17 protein-coding genes are annotated in these 21,763 nt (G+C 49.9%); 8 read left to right on the top strand and 9 right to left on the bottom strand.

Features of this window, described 5'->3' with window-relative positions; translation table 11 throughout:
• Positions 1-101: 101 nt before the first annotated feature.
• The 8 genes from B9A32_RS02515 to B9A32_RS02480 all read right to left on the bottom strand — a co-directional run bounded on the left by B9A32_RS02515 (position 102) and on the right by B9A32_RS02480 (position 7,523).
• A complete protein-coding gene (locus B9A32_RS02515) occupies positions 102-353 on the bottom strand; it encodes a hypothetical protein (RefSeq protein WP_084066800.1) in 252 nt (83 codons plus the stop codon).
• Between the two features lie 110 nt (positions 354-463).
• The gene (locus B9A32_RS02510) at positions 464-1,462 is read right to left on the bottom strand and encodes a lipoyl synthase (RefSeq protein ID WP_084066799.1); all 999 of its coding nucleotides are present in this window, start codon (positions 1,460-1,462) and stop codon (positions 464-466) included.
• Between the two features lie 293 nt (positions 1,463-1,755).
• On the bottom strand, positions 1,756-2,409 hold the full coding sequence (gene lipB, locus B9A32_RS02505) for a lipoyl(octanoyl) transferase LipB (protein WP_084066798.1): 654 nt from the start codon (positions 2,407-2,409) through the stop codon (positions 1,756-1,758).
• A gap of 3 nt (positions 2,410-2,412) precedes the next feature.
• The gene (gcvPB, locus tag B9A32_RS02500) at positions 2,413-3,870 is read right to left on the bottom strand and encodes an aminomethyl-transferring glycine dehydrogenase subunit GcvPB (protein ID WP_084066797.1); all 1,458 of its coding nucleotides are present in this window, start codon (positions 3,868-3,870) and stop codon (positions 2,413-2,415) included.
• Positions 3,863-5,200, bottom strand: a complete 1,338-nt coding sequence (gene gcvPA / locus B9A32_RS02495; RefSeq protein WP_084066796.1) for an aminomethyl-transferring glycine dehydrogenase subunit GcvPA — start codon at positions 5,198-5,200, stop codon at positions 3,863-3,865. The genes gcvPB and gcvPA overlap by 8 nt, the downstream gene beginning before the upstream one ends.
• 5 nt (positions 5,201-5,205) lie before the next feature.
• Positions 5,206-5,604: a glycine cleavage system protein GcvH gene (gcvH, locus tag B9A32_RS02490; RefSeq protein ID WP_084066795.1), complete on the bottom strand. Its 399-nt coding sequence runs from the start codon at positions 5,602-5,604 to the stop codon at positions 5,206-5,208.
• 116 nt (positions 5,605-5,720) lie between these two features.
• Positions 5,721-7,007 (bottom strand): aminomethyl transferase family protein, encoded by a 1,287-nt coding sequence (locus B9A32_RS02485; protein WP_084066794.1) that lies wholly within the window; start codon positions 7,005-7,007, stop codon positions 5,721-5,723.
• Between the two features lie 72 nt (positions 7,008-7,079).
• Entirely contained in the window at positions 7,080-7,523 is a 444-nt protein-coding gene (locus B9A32_RS02480; protein WP_084066793.1) for an Lrp/AsnC family transcriptional regulator, read from the bottom strand.
• Between the two features lie 709 nt (positions 7,524-8,232).
• Here B9A32_RS02480 and lpdA point away from each other — a divergent pair.
• A complete protein-coding gene (gene lpdA, locus B9A32_RS02475; protein WP_084066792.1) occupies positions 8,233-9,651 on the top strand; it encodes a dihydrolipoyl dehydrogenase in 1,419 nt (472 codons plus the stop codon).
• Between the two features lie 545 nt (positions 9,652-10,196).
• Positions 10,197-12,869, top strand: coding sequence for an ATP-dependent Clp protease ATP-binding subunit (locus B9A32_RS02470; RefSeq protein ID WP_084066791.1), 2,673 nt, complete (start codon positions 10,197-10,199; stop codon positions 12,867-12,869).
• A gap of 89 nt (positions 12,870-12,958) precedes the next feature.
• On the opposite strand, the gene B9A32_RS02465 is transcribed toward B9A32_RS02470, so the two are convergent.
• A complete protein-coding gene (locus tag B9A32_RS02465; protein ID WP_084066790.1) occupies positions 12,959-13,888 on the bottom strand; it encodes a calcium/sodium antiporter in 930 nt (309 codons plus the stop codon).
• A gap of 796 nt (positions 13,889-14,684) precedes the next feature.
• On the opposite strand from B9A32_RS02465, the gene B9A32_RS02460 reads away from it, so the two are divergent.
• The 6 genes from B9A32_RS02460 (at position 14,685) to B9A32_RS02435 (ending at position 21,722) form a co-directional block, all read left to right on the top strand.
• Entirely contained in the window at positions 14,685-15,695 is a 1,011-nt protein-coding gene (locus B9A32_RS02460) for a 3-oxoacyl-ACP synthase III family protein (protein WP_084066789.1), read from the top strand.
• A 215-nt stretch (positions 15,696-15,910) separates the two neighbouring features.
• On the top strand, positions 15,911-17,122 hold the full coding sequence (locus B9A32_RS02455) for a protein GlmU (protein ID WP_084066788.1): 1,212 nt from the start codon (positions 15,911-15,913) through the stop codon (positions 17,120-17,122).
• Positions 17,123-17,196: 74 nt separating this feature from the next.
• On the top strand, positions 17,197-18,606 hold the full coding sequence (glmM, locus tag B9A32_RS02450; RefSeq protein WP_084066787.1) for a phosphoglucosamine mutase: 1,410 nt from the start codon (positions 17,197-17,199) through the stop codon (positions 18,604-18,606).
• A gap of 553 nt (positions 18,607-19,159) precedes the next feature.
• On the top strand, positions 19,160-19,882 hold the full coding sequence (locus B9A32_RS02445; protein WP_084066786.1) for a tyrosine-protein phosphatase: 723 nt from the start codon (positions 19,160-19,162) through the stop codon (positions 19,880-19,882).
• A gap of 55 nt (positions 19,883-19,937) precedes the next feature.
• The gene (locus tag B9A32_RS02440) at positions 19,938-20,492 is read left to right on the top strand and encodes a hypothetical protein (protein ID WP_084066785.1); all 555 of its coding nucleotides are present in this window, start codon (positions 19,938-19,940) and stop codon (positions 20,490-20,492) included.
• Positions 20,493-20,567: 75 nt separating this feature from the next.
• The gene (locus B9A32_RS02435) at positions 20,568-21,722 is read left to right on the top strand and encodes an outer membrane beta-barrel protein (protein WP_212637611.1); all 1,155 of its coding nucleotides are present in this window, start codon (positions 20,568-20,570) and stop codon (positions 21,720-21,722) included.
• Positions 21,723-21,763: the final 41 nt, after the last annotated feature.

Below are 21,763 nucleotides of genomic sequence, written 5' to 3'. Positions count from 1 at the left end.
ACAGCTCAATTGTCCGGTTCCTATTGCCCGTCGGGGGGCGGCTCTGCTGAGGTTGATTGGAGGCTGTATTTTTTAAAAAATACAGGGGGGATGATTTTAGCCTATTCCTGATCCTGGGCATTGAGCTTGCTCAGGGCCGTCCACTTGGTATTGGGAATACTGGTGATATTTTCAAGATCTGTGTTGGGAATTATGCCAATGTTGGGGGAGGCGATGTACACCACCTGACTTTTTCCCGGGGCGGTTTCTTCCTGCCCTCCATCCTGTATAGCAATGAGTCTGCCGATGAATTTTTTGGCCTTGTCGCTCAATTTGTCTTCATTCCGGGGCTGGTATATGGCTTCATAAAACATACTGCATCATCCTTTCACTCAATGGTCTTAAGAAAGTCACTTGGAGATCCCGCCATCTGGAGGGACGGTAAACAGCACATAATACCTGTGATACCTGAAAGTTGCAAGTGTTATTCTTTTTCCCGGCAATGGGGGCACAGCTGGTCTGCCTGGTAGGAACTTCTCACAAAGGGGCCGCTGGCAACGGTTTTAAATCCCTTTTCCCTGGCAAATATTTCCAGCTCTTTAAAGGTTTCAGGAGTGTAGTATTCCACCACGGGCAGGTGATCTCTGGAAGGTTGGAGGTATTGGCCAATGGTGAGGATATCGCACCCATGATCCTTTAGATCACATATGGTCTGTTCCAAATCCTTTCGTGTTTCCCCCAGGCCCACCATGAGGCCGGATTTCACCGGAATACGGCGTTTTCTTCCATGGGAGCAGGTGGTCTCTGTGGCTGTTTTTTCTGTGTGCATGGCATTTTCCCGGGGGAAAACAGCATTTTTGTCTCCATTTTTTGCCTGGCTTGCTCCGGGGCGGTACAGGGCTGCCCGCCGGAGCAGGGTCAGGGATTGTTCATAATCAGCCTGGGGCCGGGCGGTTTCATACAGTGCCGGAACGGTTTCAATGTTGTGATTGAGCACATGGGGCCGGGCATCCAGCACAGTGTAAAGGGCCTCTTTGTTCCCTTTAAAATCAGGAATAAGAACTTCCACCCGGGTGTGCCGGGGCAATAATGCCTTGATTTCGTTGATGGTGGCGGCAAAATGGGCTGCACCGCCGTCCGGGAGATCATCCCTTGTCACCGAGGTCACCACCACATAGGAAAGTCCCAGATCCAGGGCTGCCCGGGCCACCCGCCCAGGTTCACCGGGGTCCGGCGGCGGTGGGGTACCCGGTGTCACGTTGCAGAACCGACAGTTCCGGGTGCATTCCGATCCCAGAATCATGAAGGTGGCGGTTTTTTTGGAGAAGCATTCCCACATGTTGGGGCATTTGGCCTCCTGACACACGGTGGAGAGCTGGGAGCCTGCCAGCAGACGTCTTACCTTTTCATATTCCGGACCGTTGGGCAGGGGCCGCCTGAGCCATCCGGGTTTTCTGGTCTTGGATAATGGTGCTGCTTGCATATGCTTAGTCCCTTTTTTTATGAAAAAGTGAGTGATGGGTGATAGGTGCTGGGTATATTAGACTTTGGTTTTCTTTTTTATATGAAAAGACAACCTCCAAGGCAACCTCAGCAGAGCCGCCCCCCGATGGGTAATAGGAACCGGACAATTGAGCTGTCTACAGTTCCGGTCCGGGCCCATTGCCCATCGGGGGGCGGCGGTATAATACCATTTGGCTCCGCGTCTACGACCTTGTGTTTGTTGTGTCCGCCAGGAGGGCGGCATGACACCATTTTCAATATGCTTGATTGAGGCTAAGTTGATTTAATGGCCCTGGTGAAATGGCGGACAAAACTTTCTTTGACAACGGGCATGGATATGGAACCTTTGGGGGATTTTTGCTGCAGTTCATTTTCCAGGGAAGTCATGGAAACCCCGGAAAGTCCACAGGGGTTCACCCAGGAAAAGGGGGTGAGATCCACATTGGCATTCAAGGCCAGGCCGTGGAAAGAGATGCCCCGGGTGATGGAAAGGCCGATGGAACCAAGCTTTCTGTTTTCCACCCAGATACCGTGGTTGGCTGAACTTCGCCGGGCCGTCACCCCCACATCCCCGGCCATTTGAATCATGATTTCTTCCAGAAGATGAACAAAATCCGCCACCCCCATACCGGCCCGATCAAGATCCATGATGGGGTACACCACCAGCTGGCCTGGGCCATGAAAGGTGATATTTCCCCCCCGCCCGGTCTGCACCACAGGCACTTTTTGCTCCTTGAGAAAGTCCTCTGATACCATGAGGTTTTCCCGTCCCCCCCGTTTTCCAAGGGTGAACACCGCCGGATGCTCCAGCATGAGAATCATGTCTGTTTCCAGGGCCTTGTTTTTTTTTTGCGTCACATATTGCTGTTGCAGATCCAGGGCTTTCTCATAATCCACAAGCCCCAGATCCATAAGTTCAAAGGGCATAACTTATCCCCTCAGAACCGGTTTCCGGGCCGCAGTGACCTCATCCAGACGGGACACCTTGGGCCGATGGGGCGCTTTTTTCAGGAGCTCCGGGGTCTCCTTTGCCTCTTTGACCACCGCCTTAAAAGCATCAATGAACTGGTCAATGGTCTCTTTGCTTTCGGTCTCTGTGGGTTCAATCATGATGGCCCCATGCACCACCAGGGGAAAATAGATGGTGGGGGGATGAAATCCATAGTCCATGATCCGTTTGGCCATGTCCAGGGTGGTGATGCCGGTGTTCACCTGTTTTTTGTCTGTGAACACGCACTCATGCATGCAGGGCCGGTCATAGGGCAGATCAAGATCATCTTTGAGACTTGCCTTGATGTAATTGGCATTGAGCACGGCAAACTTGCTCACATCGGTGAGCCCTGCAGCACCCATGGATCGAATATAGGCATAGGCCCGGATAAGGACACCAAAATGACCATGAAATGTGAGCATCCGTCCAAAACTGTCCGGAGTTGTATGGACCAGGCGATAACCGTCATCGGTTTTTTCCACCCGGGGGACCGGCAGAAACGGTTCCAGTTTTTTCACCACAGATATGGGACCGGCCCCGGGACCGCCGCCGCCATGGGGGGTGGAAAAGGTTTTGTGCAGGTTAAAATGGATCACATCAATGCCCAGATCGCCGGGTTTGACAATGCCCATGACAGCGTTCATGTTGGCTCCGTCCCCGTACACCAGGCCGCCCTTGTCATGGACAATGTCGGCAATTTCCCTCAGGTTTTCTTCAAACAACCCCAGGGTGTTGGGATTGGTGATCATGATGCCTGCGGTCTCTTCATCCATCACCGCAGCCACAGCCTCGGGTGTTAAAATGCCGTCGGGTCCGGATTGAATGTTCACCGACTCATATCCGCACAGGGTGGCACTGGCAGGGTTGGTGCCGTGGGCCGTGTCCGGAATGATGATCTTGGAGCGCTGATGTCCCTGTTTCTCATGATATGCATGAATCACCAGCATACCGGCCAGTTCTCCGTGGGCTCCGGCTGCCGGCTGTAATGTGGTGGCAGCCATGCCTGTGATTTCTGCCAGGTACTGCTCCAGGTTGTACAACAGCGCAAGGGCCCCCTGGGAGAGCTCATCGTCAATCATGGGATGGGCCCCGGTGAACCCGGGTCGTGCCGCCTGGACCTCATTGGTTTTGGGATTGTACTTCATGGTGCAGGAGCCCAATGGATACATGCCTGAATCCAGGCCGAAATTCCACTGGGAAAGGCGTGTGTAATGACGCACCACATCAAATTCACCCAGTTGGGGCAGTTCCGGTGCATCCCCCACAAATTCAGGGTCAAGTTGGGCTGTGGGGACATCGTTTGTGGGGATGGAAAAGGCACATCGTCCCTCCCGGCTCTTTTCCCACAACAATGCTTCTTTAAATATCAGACCGCCGGTTCCGGTAATATCAGCCATTTTTCACCTCCTTGGCCAGGTTTTCCATATCTTGCCTGGAAAATACTTCCGTGGCGCAGAACAGGTAGTGGTTTTTGAGATCCGGGTAGTAGCACTCCAGACTTAATCCGGCCAGGATTCCCTTCTTTTTAAGTTCCTGGCGTTTCACCCCATATCCTTTGGGGGCTTTAAGGGCAAATTCATTGAAAAAGGGGCGGTCAAAGGCCGGTTCAAAACCCGCATCCAGCAGTTGATCCCTTAGAAATACGGCCTTGTCATGGTTGATCTGTGCAAGTTCTCTCATGCCTTTTTTACCCACCGTGGCAAGGTACATGGCAGCGGTGAGGGCATTGAGCCCGTTGTTGGAGCAGATGTTGGAGCTTGCCTTTTCCCTTCTGATGTGCTGTTCCCTTGTGGACAGGGTGAGCACAAAGCCTTCTTCGCCCTTGGTGTCTTTGGTGCGTCCCACCAGTCGTCCGGGAAGATCCCGTACAAATTTTTTCCGGGCCGTTAAAATACCAAGCCCCGGACCCCCGAAGGACTGGGAAATGCCAAAGCTCTGGCCTTCCCCTGCCACAATGTCGGCCCCAAAGCTTCCCGGGTTCTTTAAAAGTCCCCAGGCAAGGCCTTCAGTGAAGGAGGTGATGAAAAGGGCTTTTTTACTGTCTGCTATTTCTTTGACCCGGCCAAGATTTTCAATGCAGCCCAGAAAGTTGGGGGATTGCACGGCCACGGCGGCAATGTCATCCATGGCAGCCACGGCATCAAGGTCTGTGGTGCCATCGGCGGCCATGGGGATTTCCACCATTTCAAATCCTGCCGGGGCAAAATAGGTGTTGATGATCTGGCGGTGGTGGGGGTGCACAAGGCTTGACACGGCCACCTTGTTGAGTTTTTTCTTTTTTCTAAGGGCAATGAGAAGGGCCTCGGTGAGGGCTGTGCCACAGTCATAATGGGAGGCTGTGGAAACCTCTGTGCCCAGAAGCTCGGTGATCATGGTCTGGAATTCATATATGCCCTGGAGGGTGCCCTGGCTGATTTCCGGCTGATAGGGGGTGTAGGCCGTGGCAAATTCCGACCGACCGGCAAGATAGGGGATCAAAGAGGGAATGTAATGGGGGTAGCTGCCAGCACCCAGAAAAATTTTATTTTTGGGAAAGGCGCACATCTCCTGGGACAGCGCTTCCATGTGGGCATTGAGTTCCCATTCGGTCAATGGCTGGGGAAGATCCATCTCTCCATTGATGCGGAATTTTTCCGGGATGGTTTCAAAAAGATCGTCCATGCTGGCATGGCCGGTCCTTTCCAGCATCTCGGCAATATCCTGTGGGGTGTGGGGAAGATAACGCATGGCAATTATCCTTTCAGCATCTCAAAATATGCTGCTTTGTCCATAAGGTTGTCCAGTTCAGAGGCATCTGCAACTTTAATTTTCATGATCCACCCCTTTTCATAGGGGGATTCATTGACAAGTTCCGGTGCATCTTCCAGATCTTCGTTAATGGCCACCACCTCACCGGCAATGGGGCAATAGAGTTCAGAAACCGCCTTTACTGACTCCACCGTGCCAAATTCATCCTCTGCGTCAAAGGTGTCACCCACTTCGGGCACTTCCACAAACACCACTTCACCCAGTTGATCCTGGGCATAATCGTTGATGCCGATGGTGGCCACATCGCCTTCCACACCGACCCATTCATGGTCCTTGGAATACTTTAAATTTTCCGGCAGATTCAGTTCATTTATCTCTTTCATCTTTGTTACCCTCCATGTGTGGCGGGGTGATCCCCGTTAAAAAAATTAAATTGGCTCTATTCAGGGTGTCGGTACGGTCACTTGGGGTTCACGTTCCGGCACCCGGCATGTGAAATCTAAATTTTTGTATCCAGAAAATCCGTAATTTTCCGCCGGGCCGTGCGGTGGGGCCGGACATCGGAAACCACGGTGACATTGATTTTTCGCTTTTTTTCCCGGAGCACCAGTGGGGTGCCCACTTCCAGGGGACGATCCACCCGGATAAATCCGCAGCTGATGCCCCGGGCCTTGAAGCCCCGGGGGAGATCGGGGGATGCAATGCTTAAGATTGTGCCGTCATGACGACCAATGGCCATGTCCGTGGCACAGGTGAGTACTATGCCCAGCACCTCACCATTCTTATCCAGTACCTGGGAATCCGGGCCACTGCCCACTTTTCTGAGATTTTCCCCGGCAAAGGGCAGGGTGTAAAAAGTGTCTTTGGGGTCCAGAAGGGCCTTGTCCCCCAGAAAGGGTTTGGTAAAGCTGCCATTGTCCGGTGCCAGGGGCAGGGCAAACATCCAGGGATGGTTGATGAATTTCCATGGCCCCACATCCTGGTGGGAAAGGGGAAGCACAGCCCCGGCCCGGAGTGAATCCCGGGCACCCAGTCCGCAGGCAACAACATCAAAGGGTTCCCCGGCCGTGAGGATGGACTCCCACAGGGCCACCACAGCATCGGTTTTGATGAAAATCTCAAATCCGAACTCACCGGTGTAGCCCGACCGGGAGAGCAGAATGGGGGTGCCATCCTTTAACCGTACCCCGTCAGCCAGGGGATTGTTATCATCAAAATGCCCCTTAAAGGAGAAGTAGGGCATTTTTTCAAAAATTGCTTTGGGGTTGTCCAGGAGCGGTTGCAGTATCTTTGCCGCATTTTTGCCCTGGATATCCACTTTTCCGAGTTTTTCGGAAAGATCCCGGATATCCACTGTGCCGTGGGTGTCATCTGTTTTTTGGATAACGGCCAGCTGGGACTTCAGGTGTTGGGCAACGGCAGTACCCATGCCCGCATTGACACACACCATGTACTGATCAGCCTGGAAACGATAAACAATGGCATCGTCAATGACATGACCCTTTTCATCGAGAATGGCCCCATACACACATCGGCCGTTGGCCAGGGGGGAAAGGTCCCGGGTGTGGCAATATTGCAGCAGTGGCAGTGCGCCGGGACCGTTGACCAGCACCGATGCCATGTGGGATGTGTCAAAGATGCCTGCTGACTGTATCACTGCCAGATGTTCCGCTTTTACACCGGTGTCATACCACAGCGGCATGTCAAAGCCTCCGAAGTTGGCCATGTTGGCCCCGCGGGATCTATGCCATTGGTTCAAAGGTGTTGTTTTGATTGTTGTTTCCATGTTTTCACCTCTTTGATCAACTTTCAGATTTTTAACGGGTCTTCTCCTGCCCGGAGTAGAAGATCAGGGGGGTTATAATACATAGGGAACTTTGAGGTTATACGCTTTGTATATCACAAAGGTTTCCACTGTGTTTATCCCCTGGACCTTAGAGATCTCATTGGTGTAAAATTCCAGAAGCCCGAATCCCGGTTTAAATAATACCTGGATGATCAGGTCGTAGCGCCCTGTGACCACACTTGCCGAGATCACTCCCATGAGTTTTGATATTTCTTCGCCCTTTTCCACCAGATTGGCGGCGGAAAGCTTAATACCGATAATAACGCTTTGATGTCCGGGAAGGCAGGCCGGATCAAACAATCCACAGATATCCAGAACCCCTTCTTCCCTGAGTTTGTTTACCCGGGTCCGCACCGTGTTTTCTGTGATGCCAAGTTTGTCTGCTATTTTTTTAAAGGATTGTCTGCCATTGCGTAATTCTTTAATAATCTCAATATTTACATCATCAATTTTCATAATTGTTTTAATCTCTGCTCAAAATGAAGGAGAACCTCAATTGATTTGGGGTTCGGGTTATTGTTTAATTAATTGTTGTGAAAATGTCAATCTTAAAATAATAAATTTATATAATCATCAAATTAAAAATTGAATTTTTATGTTTTACGTGTTTTAATCAAAATAATACTCTGGGCAGGAGGCAGCGAAAAAGGGGCTGTTTTATGTTGATTTTACTGAAATACCAATGTTAGTTATATTTCTATAACTGCCACGGGCAGGCCGTATTCTGATCCGGCTCTGCCCACAACAAAGCTTGAAATACCCCCCCCCGATTTGCGGAGTATTTCATATAAACAGGCATGTCCTGTCGGACACAACGAATATTGACAATGGTGTCATGCCGCCCCCCCCCGAGGGGCAATGGGCCCGGCCCGGAACTGTAGACAGCCCGATTGGCCGGTTCCTATTACCCCTCGGGGGGGCTCAGTGTGCCGACGGGGTCAGGCTTTTGTTATTGACGTTATCGACCAAGGCCTTTGCCAACGAAAAAAGCCTCGATAATGTCAATAACGAAAGCCTGACCCCACCACGAAATGCGGACACCGAAAGTTGAGTATATAAAATAACCACAAATTTGTGGAAAGTTTTTTTAAAATAAATTGGGGAAAAAATAAATTCGATCCTATATTTTTATCAATTCTGTTAATTTTGTAAAGGAGAAAATGAGATGGCGGAAAAAATAGTGGTTATTGGTGCAGGCCCCGGTGGATATGTGGCGGCATTAAAGGCAGCCCAGCTGGGCGGGGATGTCACCGTGGTGGAAAAGGAACACCCCGGCGGCACCTGTCTTAACTGGGGATGTATCCCTTCAAAGATCATGAAAACATCGGCAGATCTTTTTTTAAAAACCAGGGAAGCCAGGGACTATGGCATTAAAATTGACGGCGGCGTGGCTGTGGACATGGCAGCTATCATGGCCCGGAAACAGCAGATCATGGAGACCCAGCGCAAAGGTATTCTGGCCCTGCTTAAAAAAAGCAATGTGCAGTTTGAACAGGGGCGGGGCTATATAAAGGAACAGGGGGTGGTTTCCGTGGCCGATGATAAGTGCTGGGAAAAGGAGATCCATTACGATCGTCTTATTCTTGCCGTGGGCACCGAACCTTTAAACATTTCTCAGTTTCCCTTTGATGGAAAGCAGATTTTGTCCAGCAATGATCTGTTGACCCTGGAAAGTCTTCCCCAATCCCTGGTTATTGTGGGGGGCGGGGTGATCGGGTGTGAATTTGCCTGTATCTTGTCAGCTTTGGGGGTGGACGTCACTGTGGTGGAAGCCATGAATCGTTTATTGCCCCTGCCGTCGGTGGATGAGGGGTGCTCCAAAATTCTCCAGCGGGAGATGAAAAAACGGAAAATTAAATTTATCACCGATCAGGTGGTGGAAACCGCAGAAAAGAACGGTGACTTACTCACCATCACACTGGGGGTGTCACCCTTTGTGGATGAAAAACGAAAAAAACGGGTGAAACCCGGTACCCTGGTCGCAGAAAAGATGGCTGTGTGCATTGGCAGGTCGGCTTTATCCGGGGATCTGGGTCTGGAAAACATCGGTCTTGATCTGGATGACAAGGGGTGGATACCGGTGAATCAGGGTATGGGAACAGGCGTGGACGGGGTGTATGCCATTGGGGATATCCTGGGACCCCGGCATATCATGCTGGCCCATGTGGCATCCCATGAGGGAATGGTGGCAGCGGAAAATGCCATGGGCGGATCTGCTGTTATGGATTATACTGCTGTGCCCGGTGCCATCTTTACCATGCCGGAAATCGGTAATGTGGGGCTCACCCAGGCCCAGGCCCGGGAACAGGGCCTTGATGTCACCTGTGCCAGTGTGAATTTTCGTACCCTTGGCAAGGCCCAGGCCATTGGGGAAATTGCCGGGGAAGCCAAAATTGTGGCTGACACATCCACCGGAAAGGTGTTGGGTGTCCACATCACAGGCCCCCACGCCACGGATCTCATTGCCGAAGGTGCCCTGGCCGTCACCAAAGAACTGACAGTATCTGATCTTGCCCACACCATCCATGCCCATCCCACCCTGGCTGAAATCATGTCCGAACTCGCCTTCTCTTTCGGGGTCTGACCCAGATAACCGCTTTAAATTATTATTTATATGTATCAAAATATGCTTGATGCTGCTCTTAGAAGGCACTTTTTACCCCCCAAAAGTGCCTTCTAAGAAATTGAGCGTCGTTATCCCTGATTTTTTTTAAAACATTTAAAGTGTGATGCTACTTCCCCCTGTAAAAAGTCAATCTATAAAATTTCAACCATAAGATGTTGGCATCCTTTATCAAACCTCAAAAGTAGTTTGCACTTTTCGATCATTTTTTTTCGAGAAATGGGTATATCTTTCTGAAAAGTGTAAGCTGGATAATGAAGCATGCCAAGATGTTGCTATTTTTTTTGTATGTGCCTGTTTTTCTTAAAATGCATTTTTTATGGGTGAAATGGACGCTTTAAGCTTGAAAAATTGGCTTGTTTTACAGTAAAGCTTTTTAATATCAATAGGTTCGTTTGGCCCGACCCCAATTAGAACCCCAATTAGATTACCAATTAGTTATTAGTTGACAAAGGAATGGGTTGTATTACTTTATGTGCATTAATTAAAAAACTCATGGAGGAAATATGAACCCCGAAAAACTAACTGTTAAATCCCAGGAGATGATCCATTCTGCCCAGGCCCTGGTGCGAAAATACCAGCACACCGCCATAGAGCCCCTGCATCTGTTGCGGGTGATGCTGGAAGATCGCCAGGGGGTCCCGGCATCCATCATTGCAAAGATCGGCGGCAACCTTGATACAGTTCTGGCAAGCTTGGACAATGCCCTGACCAAACAGGCCAAGGTCACCGGTGCAGCCCCCCAGATCTATCTATCCCAGGAGTCCCAGGCCCTGTTTGAAGTGGCCTTTAAAGAAGCAGACAAGATGAAGGATCAGTATGTGAGCCTGGAGCATGTGGTGCTGGCCATGGCAGACACCCGGGGCACTTGTGCTGATATTTTAAAAGCCCAGGGCATCACCCGGGACGCTATTTTAAAGGTTCTCCGGGAAATCCGCGGCAATCAGACCATCACCGATCAAAACCCCGAAGAAAAATACCAGGCCCTGGAAAAGTTTGGACGCAACCTCACAGAACTTGCCCGCCAGGGTAAGCTGGACCCGGTGATTGGCCGGGACGAGGAGATCCGCCGCATTGTCCAGGTCCTTTCCCGCCGGCGCAAAAATAATCCTGTGCTCATTGGAGAGCCCGGGGTGGGTAAAACCGCCGTGGTGGAGGGGCTGGCCCAGCGTATTGTGGAGGGGGATGTGTCAGAAAGTCTTAAAAACAGACGCCTCATTGCCCTGGACATGGGGGCCATGCTGGCCGGTGCCAAGTACCGGGGGGAATTTGAAGATCGACTCAAGGCGGTGTTAAAAGAGGTGGAATCCTCCCAGGGGGAGATTGTTCTTTTCATTGATGAGCTCCACACCGTGGTGGGGGCCGGGGCCTCTGAAGGGTCTGTGGATGCTTCCAATATGTTAAAGCCGGCCCTGGCCCGGGGAACGCTTCGCTGCGTGGGGGCCACCACCCTGGATGAGTACAGAAAATACATAGAAAAGGATGCGGCCCTGGAGCGCCGTTTCCAGCCCGTGATGGCGGCGGAACCCACGGTGGCGGACACCATCTCCATTCTCCGGGGGCTCAAGGAAAAGTACGAGGTGCACCATGGGGTGCGCATCAAGGATTCAGCCATTGTGGCGGCTGCCACCCTTTCCCAGCGGTATATTGCCGACCGGTTTCTGCCGGACAAGGCCATTGATCTTGTGGATGAGGCAGCCTCCCGGTTGCGCATTGAGATTGACAGCATGCCCACCGTCATAGATGATGTCCAGCGCCGCATCACCCAGGCTGAGATCGAGCGCCAGGCCCTGAAAAAAGAAAAGGACGAGGCCTCCCGGGAGCGTCTGACAACATTGGAAAAGTCCATTGCCGACATGAAAGAAGAGATCCAGCCCATGAAACTTCACTGGAACATGGAAAAGGAGCTCATCCAGGAGATCAGTGCCATAAGGGAGCAGATGGACCAGGCCCAGACCCAGGCCCAGGTGGCTGAACGGGCAGGGGATTTGGCCAAGGTGGCCCAGATTCGTTACGGCACCATTGAAACGTTGCAAAAATCCCTGGCAGATAAAAAAGCAACGCTCAATAAAGCCCAGAAAGAGCTTCGCATGCTAAAGGAAGATGTGGAAGCCACAGACATTGCAGATGTGGTGTCTGCCTGGACCGGCATCCCGGTGTCCCGCATGTTAAAGGGAGAGCAGGAAAAACTGGTGGAGATGGAATCCCACATCAAAAAACGGGTGATCGGCCAGAAGACTGCCATTGATGCGGTTTCCAATGCTGTGCGCCGGGCAAGGTCGGGGCTGCAGTCCCCGGATCGTCCCATTGGCACCTTTATTTTCATGGGACCCACCGGTGTGGGAAAAACCGAACTTGCCAAGGCCCTGGCGGAATTCATGTTTGATTCCCAGTCCGCCATGGTGCGCATTGACATGTCTGAATACATGGAAAAACATTCCGTGGCAAGGCTCATTGGTGCCCCTCCGGGATATGTGGGGTATGATGAGGGCGGTGCCCTCACCGAGGCGGTGCGGCGAAGACCCTATTCTGTACTGCTCTTTGATGAAATTGAAAAGGCCCATCCCGATGTGTTCAACGTGCTGCTCCAGGTATTGGATGACGGCCGCATGACAGACGGTCAGGGCCGCACCGTGGATTTCACCAACACCATCATCATCATGACCTCCAATGTGGGGTCAAGATTCATCCAGGAGGCTGCGGGAATTTCATCGGACACCGGGTACATCGGTGCCCTGGATCGCGGTGCTGAAAGTGGCACAGGAGAAAAGCAGAAAAGCAACCCAAACCCAATGTCCACAGAAAACGACCAACGGCTCCAGGCCGCCATTTCCCAGGCTCTGAAACAGGCCTTCAAACCGGAATTTTTAAACCGAATTGATGAGATCATCACCTTTCAGAATTTAACCCTGGAAGATATAAAAGCCATTGCCGCCATCCAGATCCGGCAGTTAAATGAGCGCCTGGCCCAGCGCAAGATCCACATCACCCTGAACCGGGATGCCCAGGAATTTCTGGCCCGATCCGGCTATGATCCGGCCTTTGGGGCCCGCCCCCTGAAGCGTGCCATCCAGCAGCACCTGGAAAATCCCCTTTCCCTGGCTCTCTTAAACGGCACCGTCAAAGACGGCCAGTCCCTTATTGTGGGGTCTGACCCAGATAAAGGACTTAAATGGTAAAAAATGGGGTCAGGCTTCGCTTATTGCTGTTATTTTGCATTTTGCAAAATAACAGCAATAAGCGAAGCCTGACCCCAACTATACCCCAACTATAGCAAAGCTCCGATAATATAGAGGATGAACAGCAGTACAAACACACCACCTGCTAAACGTCCGATGCCCTTCCTCCACCAACACACCGCCTGGAGGAAAAGGGCAATGAAAATCATGAACGGGAATTCAAAGGTCAGCAACGATTTATCCAGGGTCATGGGCTGGATCAAGCCCACCAGCCCCATGACCATGCACACGTTAAAGATGTTGCTGCCCACCACATTGCCCACGGAGATGTCGCTTTCCCCTTGGGCCGCGGCCACGGCGGAGGTAGCAAGTTCGGGCAATGATGTCCCCAATGCCACAATGGAGATACCGATGAAGGCCTCGGACAGCCCGATTTCCCGGGCCATGATGATGGCGGATTGCACCACCATGTCCGCCCCTTTGGCAAGGCCAATCAATCCCCCCACTATCATTACACCATTTCGGAAAAGGGCTCTCACCGTCGGTTTTTCCCGGACAGTGTCACCGTTTTTATCCCGGGCCGTCCAGATGCTGTAGCCCAGAAACAGTACCAGGATGGCCAGCAGCAAAGCGCCATCCCCCCATCCGATTACCCCGTCCAGGCAGATAACATAGAAAAGAACACACACAAAAACCATGATGGGCATTTCCACCTGGGCAATGCGTCCATTGATTTTAATGGGGCGGATTAAAGCTGACAATCCCAGCACCAGGGCAATGTTGATGACATTGCTTCCCAATATATTGCCCACGGAAATATCCCCGGACCCCTTCACCGATGCCACCAGGCTCACCAGAAGTTCTGGTGCGGATGTGGCAAAAGCCACCACGGTCAATCCCACAATCACCGGTCGCACGGCAAATAATATGGCTGTTGAGGCCGCTCCTTTTACCAGGAATTCTGATCCATAATAAAGCAGGGCCAGGCCTGCCAGCAATAATAAAAATTCTATGATCACGATGTCTCCTTAAAAATTTAAAAATGAAGCATGTCGAAGTTTTGGCATGCTTCATTTTCCAGTTTACATTTTGCAAAAAGATATACCCATTTCCCGGGAAAACTTGATGGAAAAGTGTAAACTACTTTTGAAGTTGTATGAAAGATGTCGAAGTTTTTTATTAAAAAATTCTTACGATCATTGTGCCTTATGGCTGTGAGTCCACTTGCCTTTAGTTATAAAGTATTATATGCATATAACTGCCATGGCAGAGCAGGATAGAATAAGGTCTGTCCGTGGCAGTTTTTTTATATGAGATACTCCACAAATCTGTGGAACATTTTTATCTTTGTTGTGGGCAGCACCGGATCAAAATACGATCCGCCGTGGCGGTTTATATGAAACTCTGTCCAAGGGCTTGTGATGTTTAGAGTTTCAAATTTCGTTGTGGGCAGGTTAAATCCCAATATGATTTGCCCATGGCAGTTATATACAATGCAACCTCCAAGGCAAGCTAAGGCAGAGCCGCCCCCCGACGGGCAATGGGAACCGGACAATTGAGCTGTCTACAGTTCCGGTCCGGGCCCTATTGCCCGTCGGGGGGCGGCGGTATAATACCATTTGGCTCCGCGTCTACGACCCTATATTCATTGTCTTCGACAGGAAATGCCTGAACATTATAAACATTATGGGCACTTATTCAACCTTATAGTGGGCTCTGACCCCGATAATACTTAATTATTACGAAACAAAACCAGGCGTTCAGCCTGCTAAAGAAAAAAATAATCCCACAAATATCAAACAAAGGAACAAAAGTATGAAAAAAACCGTTATCAGGGGCACCGGTCGTGCCCTGGCCCCCTGCCTTGTCACCAATGAAGATCTGACAAAGATCATGGATACCACCGACGAATGGATACAGCAGCGCACCGGTATCCAGCAGCGATATTGGATTCCCGAAGAGGGGGAAATGGGAGCATCGGACCTGGGTCTCACCGCCAGCCAAAAGGCCATGGAAAAGGCCGGATGGCAGCCGGAAGATATTGATTTCATTATTTTTGCCACCCTGAGTCCAGATATCTTTTTTCCGGGATCCGGATGCCTTCTTGCAGAAAAACTGGGCCTGACCAGCACACCGGCCCTGGACATCCGCCAGCAATGCACAGGCTTTCTTTATGGCATGGCCACGGCCGATGCCTACATTAAAAGCGGGCTTGCCAATAAAGTTCTGGTGGTGGGGGGGGAGGTGCACTCCTCGGGCCTGGATAAAAGCACAAGGGGCCGGGATGTGGCGGTTCTTTTTGGGGACGGTGCTGCTGCCGTGTGTGTGGAAGGGGTGGAAACCGATGAGAACATCGGTGTGCTTGCCTCCTGTCTCCATGCCGATGGCCGCGGGGCTGACAATCTCATGACCGAGCTTCCGGCGTCCCGTCTGCCGGCCAGACACCCCAAGGGGCTTCCCATTGATTCTGAACGATATTTCCCCAGCATGAACGGTCCTGCCGTGTTTAAAACCGCTGTGAGAAAATTACCCCAGGTCACCCGGGAAACCCTGGAAAAAGCCAATATCACCCTGGATGACATTGACATGGTGTTTCCCCACCAGGCCAATCTTCGCATTAACCAGGCCTTTGCCCAGTTCATGAAAATTGATGAATCCAAAATGTTTAATAATATACAAAAATACGGCAACACCACCGCAGCCAGTATCCCCCTGGCCCTGGATGAAGCCCTGGAGCAGGGGGTGGTGGGTAACCCTGGAGATACCATTCTTTTTGTGGGATTTGGTGCCGGTTTGACCTGGGGGGGGGTGGCCTATCGCTTTTGATAGCCTTTTCATATAACCGCCACGGGCGGACCGTATTCTGATGCGGTTCCGGCCACAACAAAGCTTGAAATACGCCTCTGATCTGCGGAGTGTTTCATATAAAAAAATCCGGGGAGCATGTTTGATTTTGCACATTGCGACAAAATTTGTCTATAGAAAGAGCAAATTTTGCCACTATTTTTTGCTGAAGCCATGATTAATTCAGGTGTTAAAAAATGAATCTAAAAAATGGAATAGACAATTGTAATTATTTGATGGAAAAAGGGGTGGAGATACCCCTTCCCCACACCCTGTTCATTGGGCCGGAAGTGGACCTTGAGCGCATTTCCGGGGAGGGTGTCACACTTTACCCCGGCACCCGGATTTCTGGAAAAGACACCCTGATCATGTCCGGTACCACCCTGGGAAAAGAAGCGCCGGTGACCCTGGATAACTGTCATGTGGGCCCGGATACCCACCTGAAGGGCGGTTTTTTCCAGGATGCTGTGTTTGTGGGTAAAAACTCTTTTGGCTCCGGGGCCCATGTCCGGGGGGGCACCATTCTGGAAGAAGAGGCCGGTGCGGCCCACACCGTGGGGTTGAAACAGACCATTTTGCTCCCCTTTGTTACCCTGGGAAGCCTTATTAATTTTTGTGATCTTTTAATGGCCGGCGGCACCAGTCGCAAAGATCACTCCGAGGTGGGAAGTTCCTATATTCATTTTAATTATACCCCGGAGCAGCATAAGGCCACCGCCTCTTTGCTTGGCAATGTCCACCAGGGGGTGATGCTGGATCAGCCCCCCATTTTCCTGGGGGGGCAGGGGGGGCTTGTGGGGCCTCGATCCCTTGCCTTTGGAACGGTGGTTGCTGCCGGGACCATTTGTCGCAGGGATGAGCCACGACCCGGATGTCTGATTTTCGGCGGTGCCATGAAATCTGGCTCCATTCCCATGGGTAAAAAAAAATTCCGGGATATTCACAATATTTTTGAAAAAAATTGTCACTACATTCAAAACCTCATCGCCCTCCTTGCCTGGTATCAACAGATCCGTCCCCTGTTTTTTTCCCACAATTTTCTTTCCAAAGCACTGCTGTCCGGCATGCAGACCACCCTTGAGGGATGCATTAAAGAGCGCATAAAGCGTTTGGATGGCTTTTGTGAGGGCCTTAAACGCTACGGGGAAAAAATCCAGTCCCGTGGCGATGGGCCTCCAGCAGAGGTTACACCCCGTGATGCTGTGCTTCGGAAATGGTCAAAAATAAAATATCAAATGGAGGAAAAAGCCTTTCTGTATCCATTGCCCCGGGCCCCGGGTGATTTTGTGGATTGTATATTGCATGGCATCCAGCACCAGGGATTTCATTATACCCGGGTCATTCACTCCCTTTCTCCCACGGCCCGTGCCATGGGAATGGCTTGGCTGAAGGGAATCTGTGACGATTAAAATACAATGATCATGATAAATTATGTAAGCTCAGTATAATATCTTGTGCATGAGTGATAAAAGGAAAAAATACTTTGGGTAAGCTATTTGGAACAGACGGTATACGTGGAAGAACCGGACATTATCCCATGACAGTGGAGGTTGCCATGGCAACCGGTAAGGCCGTGGCACATTTTGTCGGTGGGGGTGACCGTAAACAGGTGGTTATTGGCAGGGATACCCGTGGTTCCGGCAGCATGCTGGAATCGGCCCTGGCTGCCGGCATCGCCTCCCAGGGGGTGGATGTTTGTCTGGCAGGTGTTATTCCTACTCCGGCGGTGGCATTTCTTGCCATGAACACCCCGGATGCAGGGGCGGGCATCGTTATATCTGCCTCTCACAACCCTTACTATGACAATGGCATTAAGCTTTTTCGAGGGGATGGCCATAAGCTTTCAGATGAAGAAGAGGCCATGATGGAGGCCCGGATACTGGCACTGCTTTCTAATAATAAAGGAGACAATGCACAGGAAGACAGGTCCGGTGAGGAGATTGCAAACCCCGGGCATATTCAACCCATGTCCCATGTTCTGGAGCGATATGCCACCTTTTTAAGAGGAATCTATACCCAGGGGATAAAAGATACACACGCTGCCACTTCCAATGACTCTCCCCTGGGCACCATTGTGGTGGATTGCTCCAACGGAGCCGCATTCCAGGTGGCACAACAGGTGTTTGCTCCCCCGCATTTCAATGCCCGTTTTATTCATATTTCCCCTGATGGCGTTAATATTAATAAGGATTGTGGCTCCCAGCACACCGAGGATCTTTCAAAAGAGGTGATAAAACATAATGCCTGTGCAGGTCTTGCCTTTGATGGGGATGCCGATCGCCTCATTGCCCTGGATGAAACCGGTGCCGTGGTGACCGGGGATAAAATTCTTGCCATATGCGCAGCCCATGCCGCCCGCAAGGGCCACCTTACCCACAACCGGGTGGTGAGCACCGTCATGAGCAATATAGGGTTGTCCCGGGCTTTGAAATCCCTGGGGATTCACCATGAAATCACGGGGGTGGGGGATCGCCAGGTCATGGCGGCCATGGAAAAAAGCGGTGCGGTGCTGGGTGGGGAAGATTCTGGTCATATGATCTTTTCCAATTGTCTCACCACCGGCGACGGTCTTCTCACGGCTCTGAAGCTGCTCATTGTCATGGTGGAAACCGGAGAGGCACTTTCCCGGCTGGCAGAGGTTATGACTGTTTATCCCCAGGTGTTAAAAAATGTCAGTGTGCGTCCGGATAAACCTGATTTCATGGGGATTGATGCCATTGCATCGAGTATAGAGCAAGCGGAAAAACTTTTAAATGGAAATGGCCGTGTGCTGGTGAGGTACTCGGGTACACAGCCCCTGCTTCGGGTGATGGTGGAGGGGGAAGATTCTTCGTGTATCCATGGTGTTTGTGATGAGATTTGCAGGGTGATTCGGGAATATATTGGTCTTTAAGTATTAAAGGTTGAAAAATGTCTTGCAAAGAACGATTATATTCTGTATGGAATTCTTATTGTAACCTTTTGTCTGGTTGTTATCTTTCTTGCTGTGTGTCATATTTTTCCTTCTCTTGATTCTATTTCTCTATATTTACATGGTAAAAAATGAAGGCGTGGGTGGTTTTGAATTGTTAATGAATAATTTTAAAAAAATATTTTTAAATTGTTGAATTTAAATTTGTGATTGTGTATCTTAGGGTCTGATTTTAGAATTTGCTCATTAGCTTTTGTAATGATCGGTTGCTCTTTGTTCTTGTGTGCTGCTTTATTTCTTTTGCTTTCTTATGTGAACAGTCGACTGTTTTTGCAAAACCACTCCTTTTTGAAATTAAACCAAGTTCAACCTTGCAACTCCCTGCGTTTGTTGCCGGTGGACAGGTATGAAATTTGCTTAGTTTGCTTAGAATATTAGTTTTTGACGATTATGTGTTATTGTGCTTTCGCCATGTAACTTAAAGGGCGGAGCTATATGCTCTAATGCTCTTTTGTTCGATTGTAAAGGAGGGCTCATGATAGATTTTCACAGTCATATTCTGCCTTGTGTAGATGATGGAGCATCCTCTGTTGAGGATGCGATAAAGATGGCAAAAATGGCGGTGGCTGATGGTACTTCTGTTATGGTGGCCACCCCCCATTGCTGCGATGGTACCTACAATTGTCAAAAATCTGATGTGCTCAATGGGTGCAGGTTTCTTAACTCCCTATTAGAGGAAGAGCAAATTCCCCTTACCATTCTGCCCGGTCAGGAAATTCGTTTGACACCCGAGTTGTTGGATGATATCGATTCTGGCAGGGTGCTGACATTAAATGCCAGCGCTTATATCCTCATTGAGCTGCCCACGCATGTAATGCCAGGTTATTTATGCCAGATTATTCGATTGGTTCGATCCCGGGGATTGATCCCGGTGATCGCCCATCCCGAGCGAAATGTCGTCCTTATGAAAAATTTGGACCTGTTAAAAGAAATGCACCATTGTGGTGCCTTGTTTCAAGTCACTGCCGGTAGTTTAATGGGTGGTTTTGGAAGGGCTGTAAAGAAAAGCGCCACGCGTCTTGCCCATATGGACATGGTTCACTTTTTGGGGTCTGATGCTCATTCAGCCAATATGAGGCCGCCGGGCATAGCCCGGGCCAGGAAACGTTTGGAAAAGTTGTTGAATAGACCGTGGGAACCCCATTGTCGTTTTGAAACATGTCAATATGAGGAAACGGTTGAGTTGTTGCGGGCGTAGGCCGGTGATGGTTAAAATTGAACTTTATCTTATTTAGTTAAGTTCAGGAGGAAATATGGTCCGTTTAAAAAATTTTCGAACATTATATCTATTGTTGAGTTTTTGTTTAAGTCTTACAGTTTTTTTTCCTGCTGTTGTCTTTGCAGATATTGCTGCGGATATTGCAGCAGGTATGACTCCGGTTGAAGCCGCCCAAAAAGCAATAGATGAGGGTATGGACCCCGTTGCTGCGGCCACCCAGGCAGTAACGGCAGCTCCTGAAGCCGCCGCAGAAATAGCCTCGGCCGTGACCACCGCAGCTCCTGAAGCCGCCGCAGAAATAGCCTCGGCCGTGACCACCGCAGCTCCTGAAGCAGCAGAGGAGGTGGTCGCTGCCGTGACCAGTGTGGTCCCGGAAGCAGCAGATGAGATTGCAGCGGCTGTTAGCGATGATGTGGATGATGTGGATGATGACGCCACAGGTGATGATGGCGCAGATGCAGATGATGGCGCAGATGATGACGCTGCAGGTGATGACAACATAGGGGAAGATCTTCCCCCCATTGAAAATGTCGTGAGAGACGATGATGTAGAAAATCAAAATGATGCAGAGCCAGCCAGCGACGTTTAATATGTCTACAGAATTCATCCAAATTAGCTTGGAGATTCCATGAAAATTTCATGCTTAAACCCTATATGTAGTCTATTGATAATATTGTATGCTTTGACAGGAATATTTCTGGAGGACTCCCATGCAGATCGCCTTACCATAGTTCCCCATCTGGATTTGGAGTATCAGCATGACTCCAATTACTTTAAAGCAGAAAATGGCGAAAAAAGTGTTGGTACCTATATTTTTAGACCGGGAATTGATCTTGGTTATGTAACGGCCAAAAGCAGTTTGAGTTTAAATTATTCAGCAGAGGTAAACCAGTACAGTGGAGAAGACAATATCAGTGACTATGATTATGTTGGCCACAAAGCCTCCCTGGCCGTTAAAAGTCAAGTGAGCAATCGTCTCACCATGGCCGTTTTAAATGATTTTATCAAAACCAGAGACCCTGCAAGTTCAGACGAATTTAACAATGATGTTACCCGGAATAAATACACTTTAAACCGGTTTACCCCCGGGCTTTTATATCAATTTGGAGATAAATTCAGCCTTGGCGTTAAGTTTACAAATCTCAGGACCGATTATTCCGAGGGGATAAGTGAAGATTCCAATGAAAATCGGGGGACTTTTACGCTCACCTATAATTTAAACCACAGTACAGCCGTGGATATAGACTACCAGGTCTGGGACAGGGATTATGAGGGCAGTTCCTCTGATTATACCTCTAACCAAGCCATGTTTAATCTGAAAAAGAAGTATAAATACCTGACTTTCAAAGCAGGGGCGGGGTACCATGCCAGGGAATTTGATCACTCCGATATGAATGATCTGAACGCACCCACCTGGGTTATTGGTGTAAAAGGACAAACCGGTTCCAGCAGTGATGGAACACCCAAAAGCTGGATTGACGCCACCTTAAATCAGAATTACAATGATTCCGGTTCTGGAGATTTTTACTATAAGGCCACCAAGTTCAGCGCGTCATTGGGACATGTCTTTATGGAGCGCCTGAAAATGGATTTAAAGGGATTTTATCAGTTCAGTGATTATGACGAGGGCCCCAGGAAAGACAATAAATGGGCATTGGCATGCCGCACAAATTACGCTGTGAACAAAGTGTTCTCCCTTGCTGTGGAGCCGGGGTTTGAATCCCGGCAATCCAATGAGGCCGGTAAGGATTATGATAATACCTATATCCTTTTTAATATAAATGTACGGTATGATTTGGGTGGTAAAAACTGGTTTTAGTATTGCTTAATTAAAATTGACAATGGTTTTAATTTGGCATG

The organism is Desulfocicer vacuolatum DSM 3385, assembly GCF_900176365.1.
Classification (GTDB): Bacteria; Desulfobacterota; Desulfobacteria; order Desulfobacterales; family Desulfobacteraceae; genus Desulfocicer; species Desulfocicer vacuolatum.
Note: the sequence above shows the minus strand (reverse complement) of the source record. Positions and strands in the feature narration are given on the sequence as shown.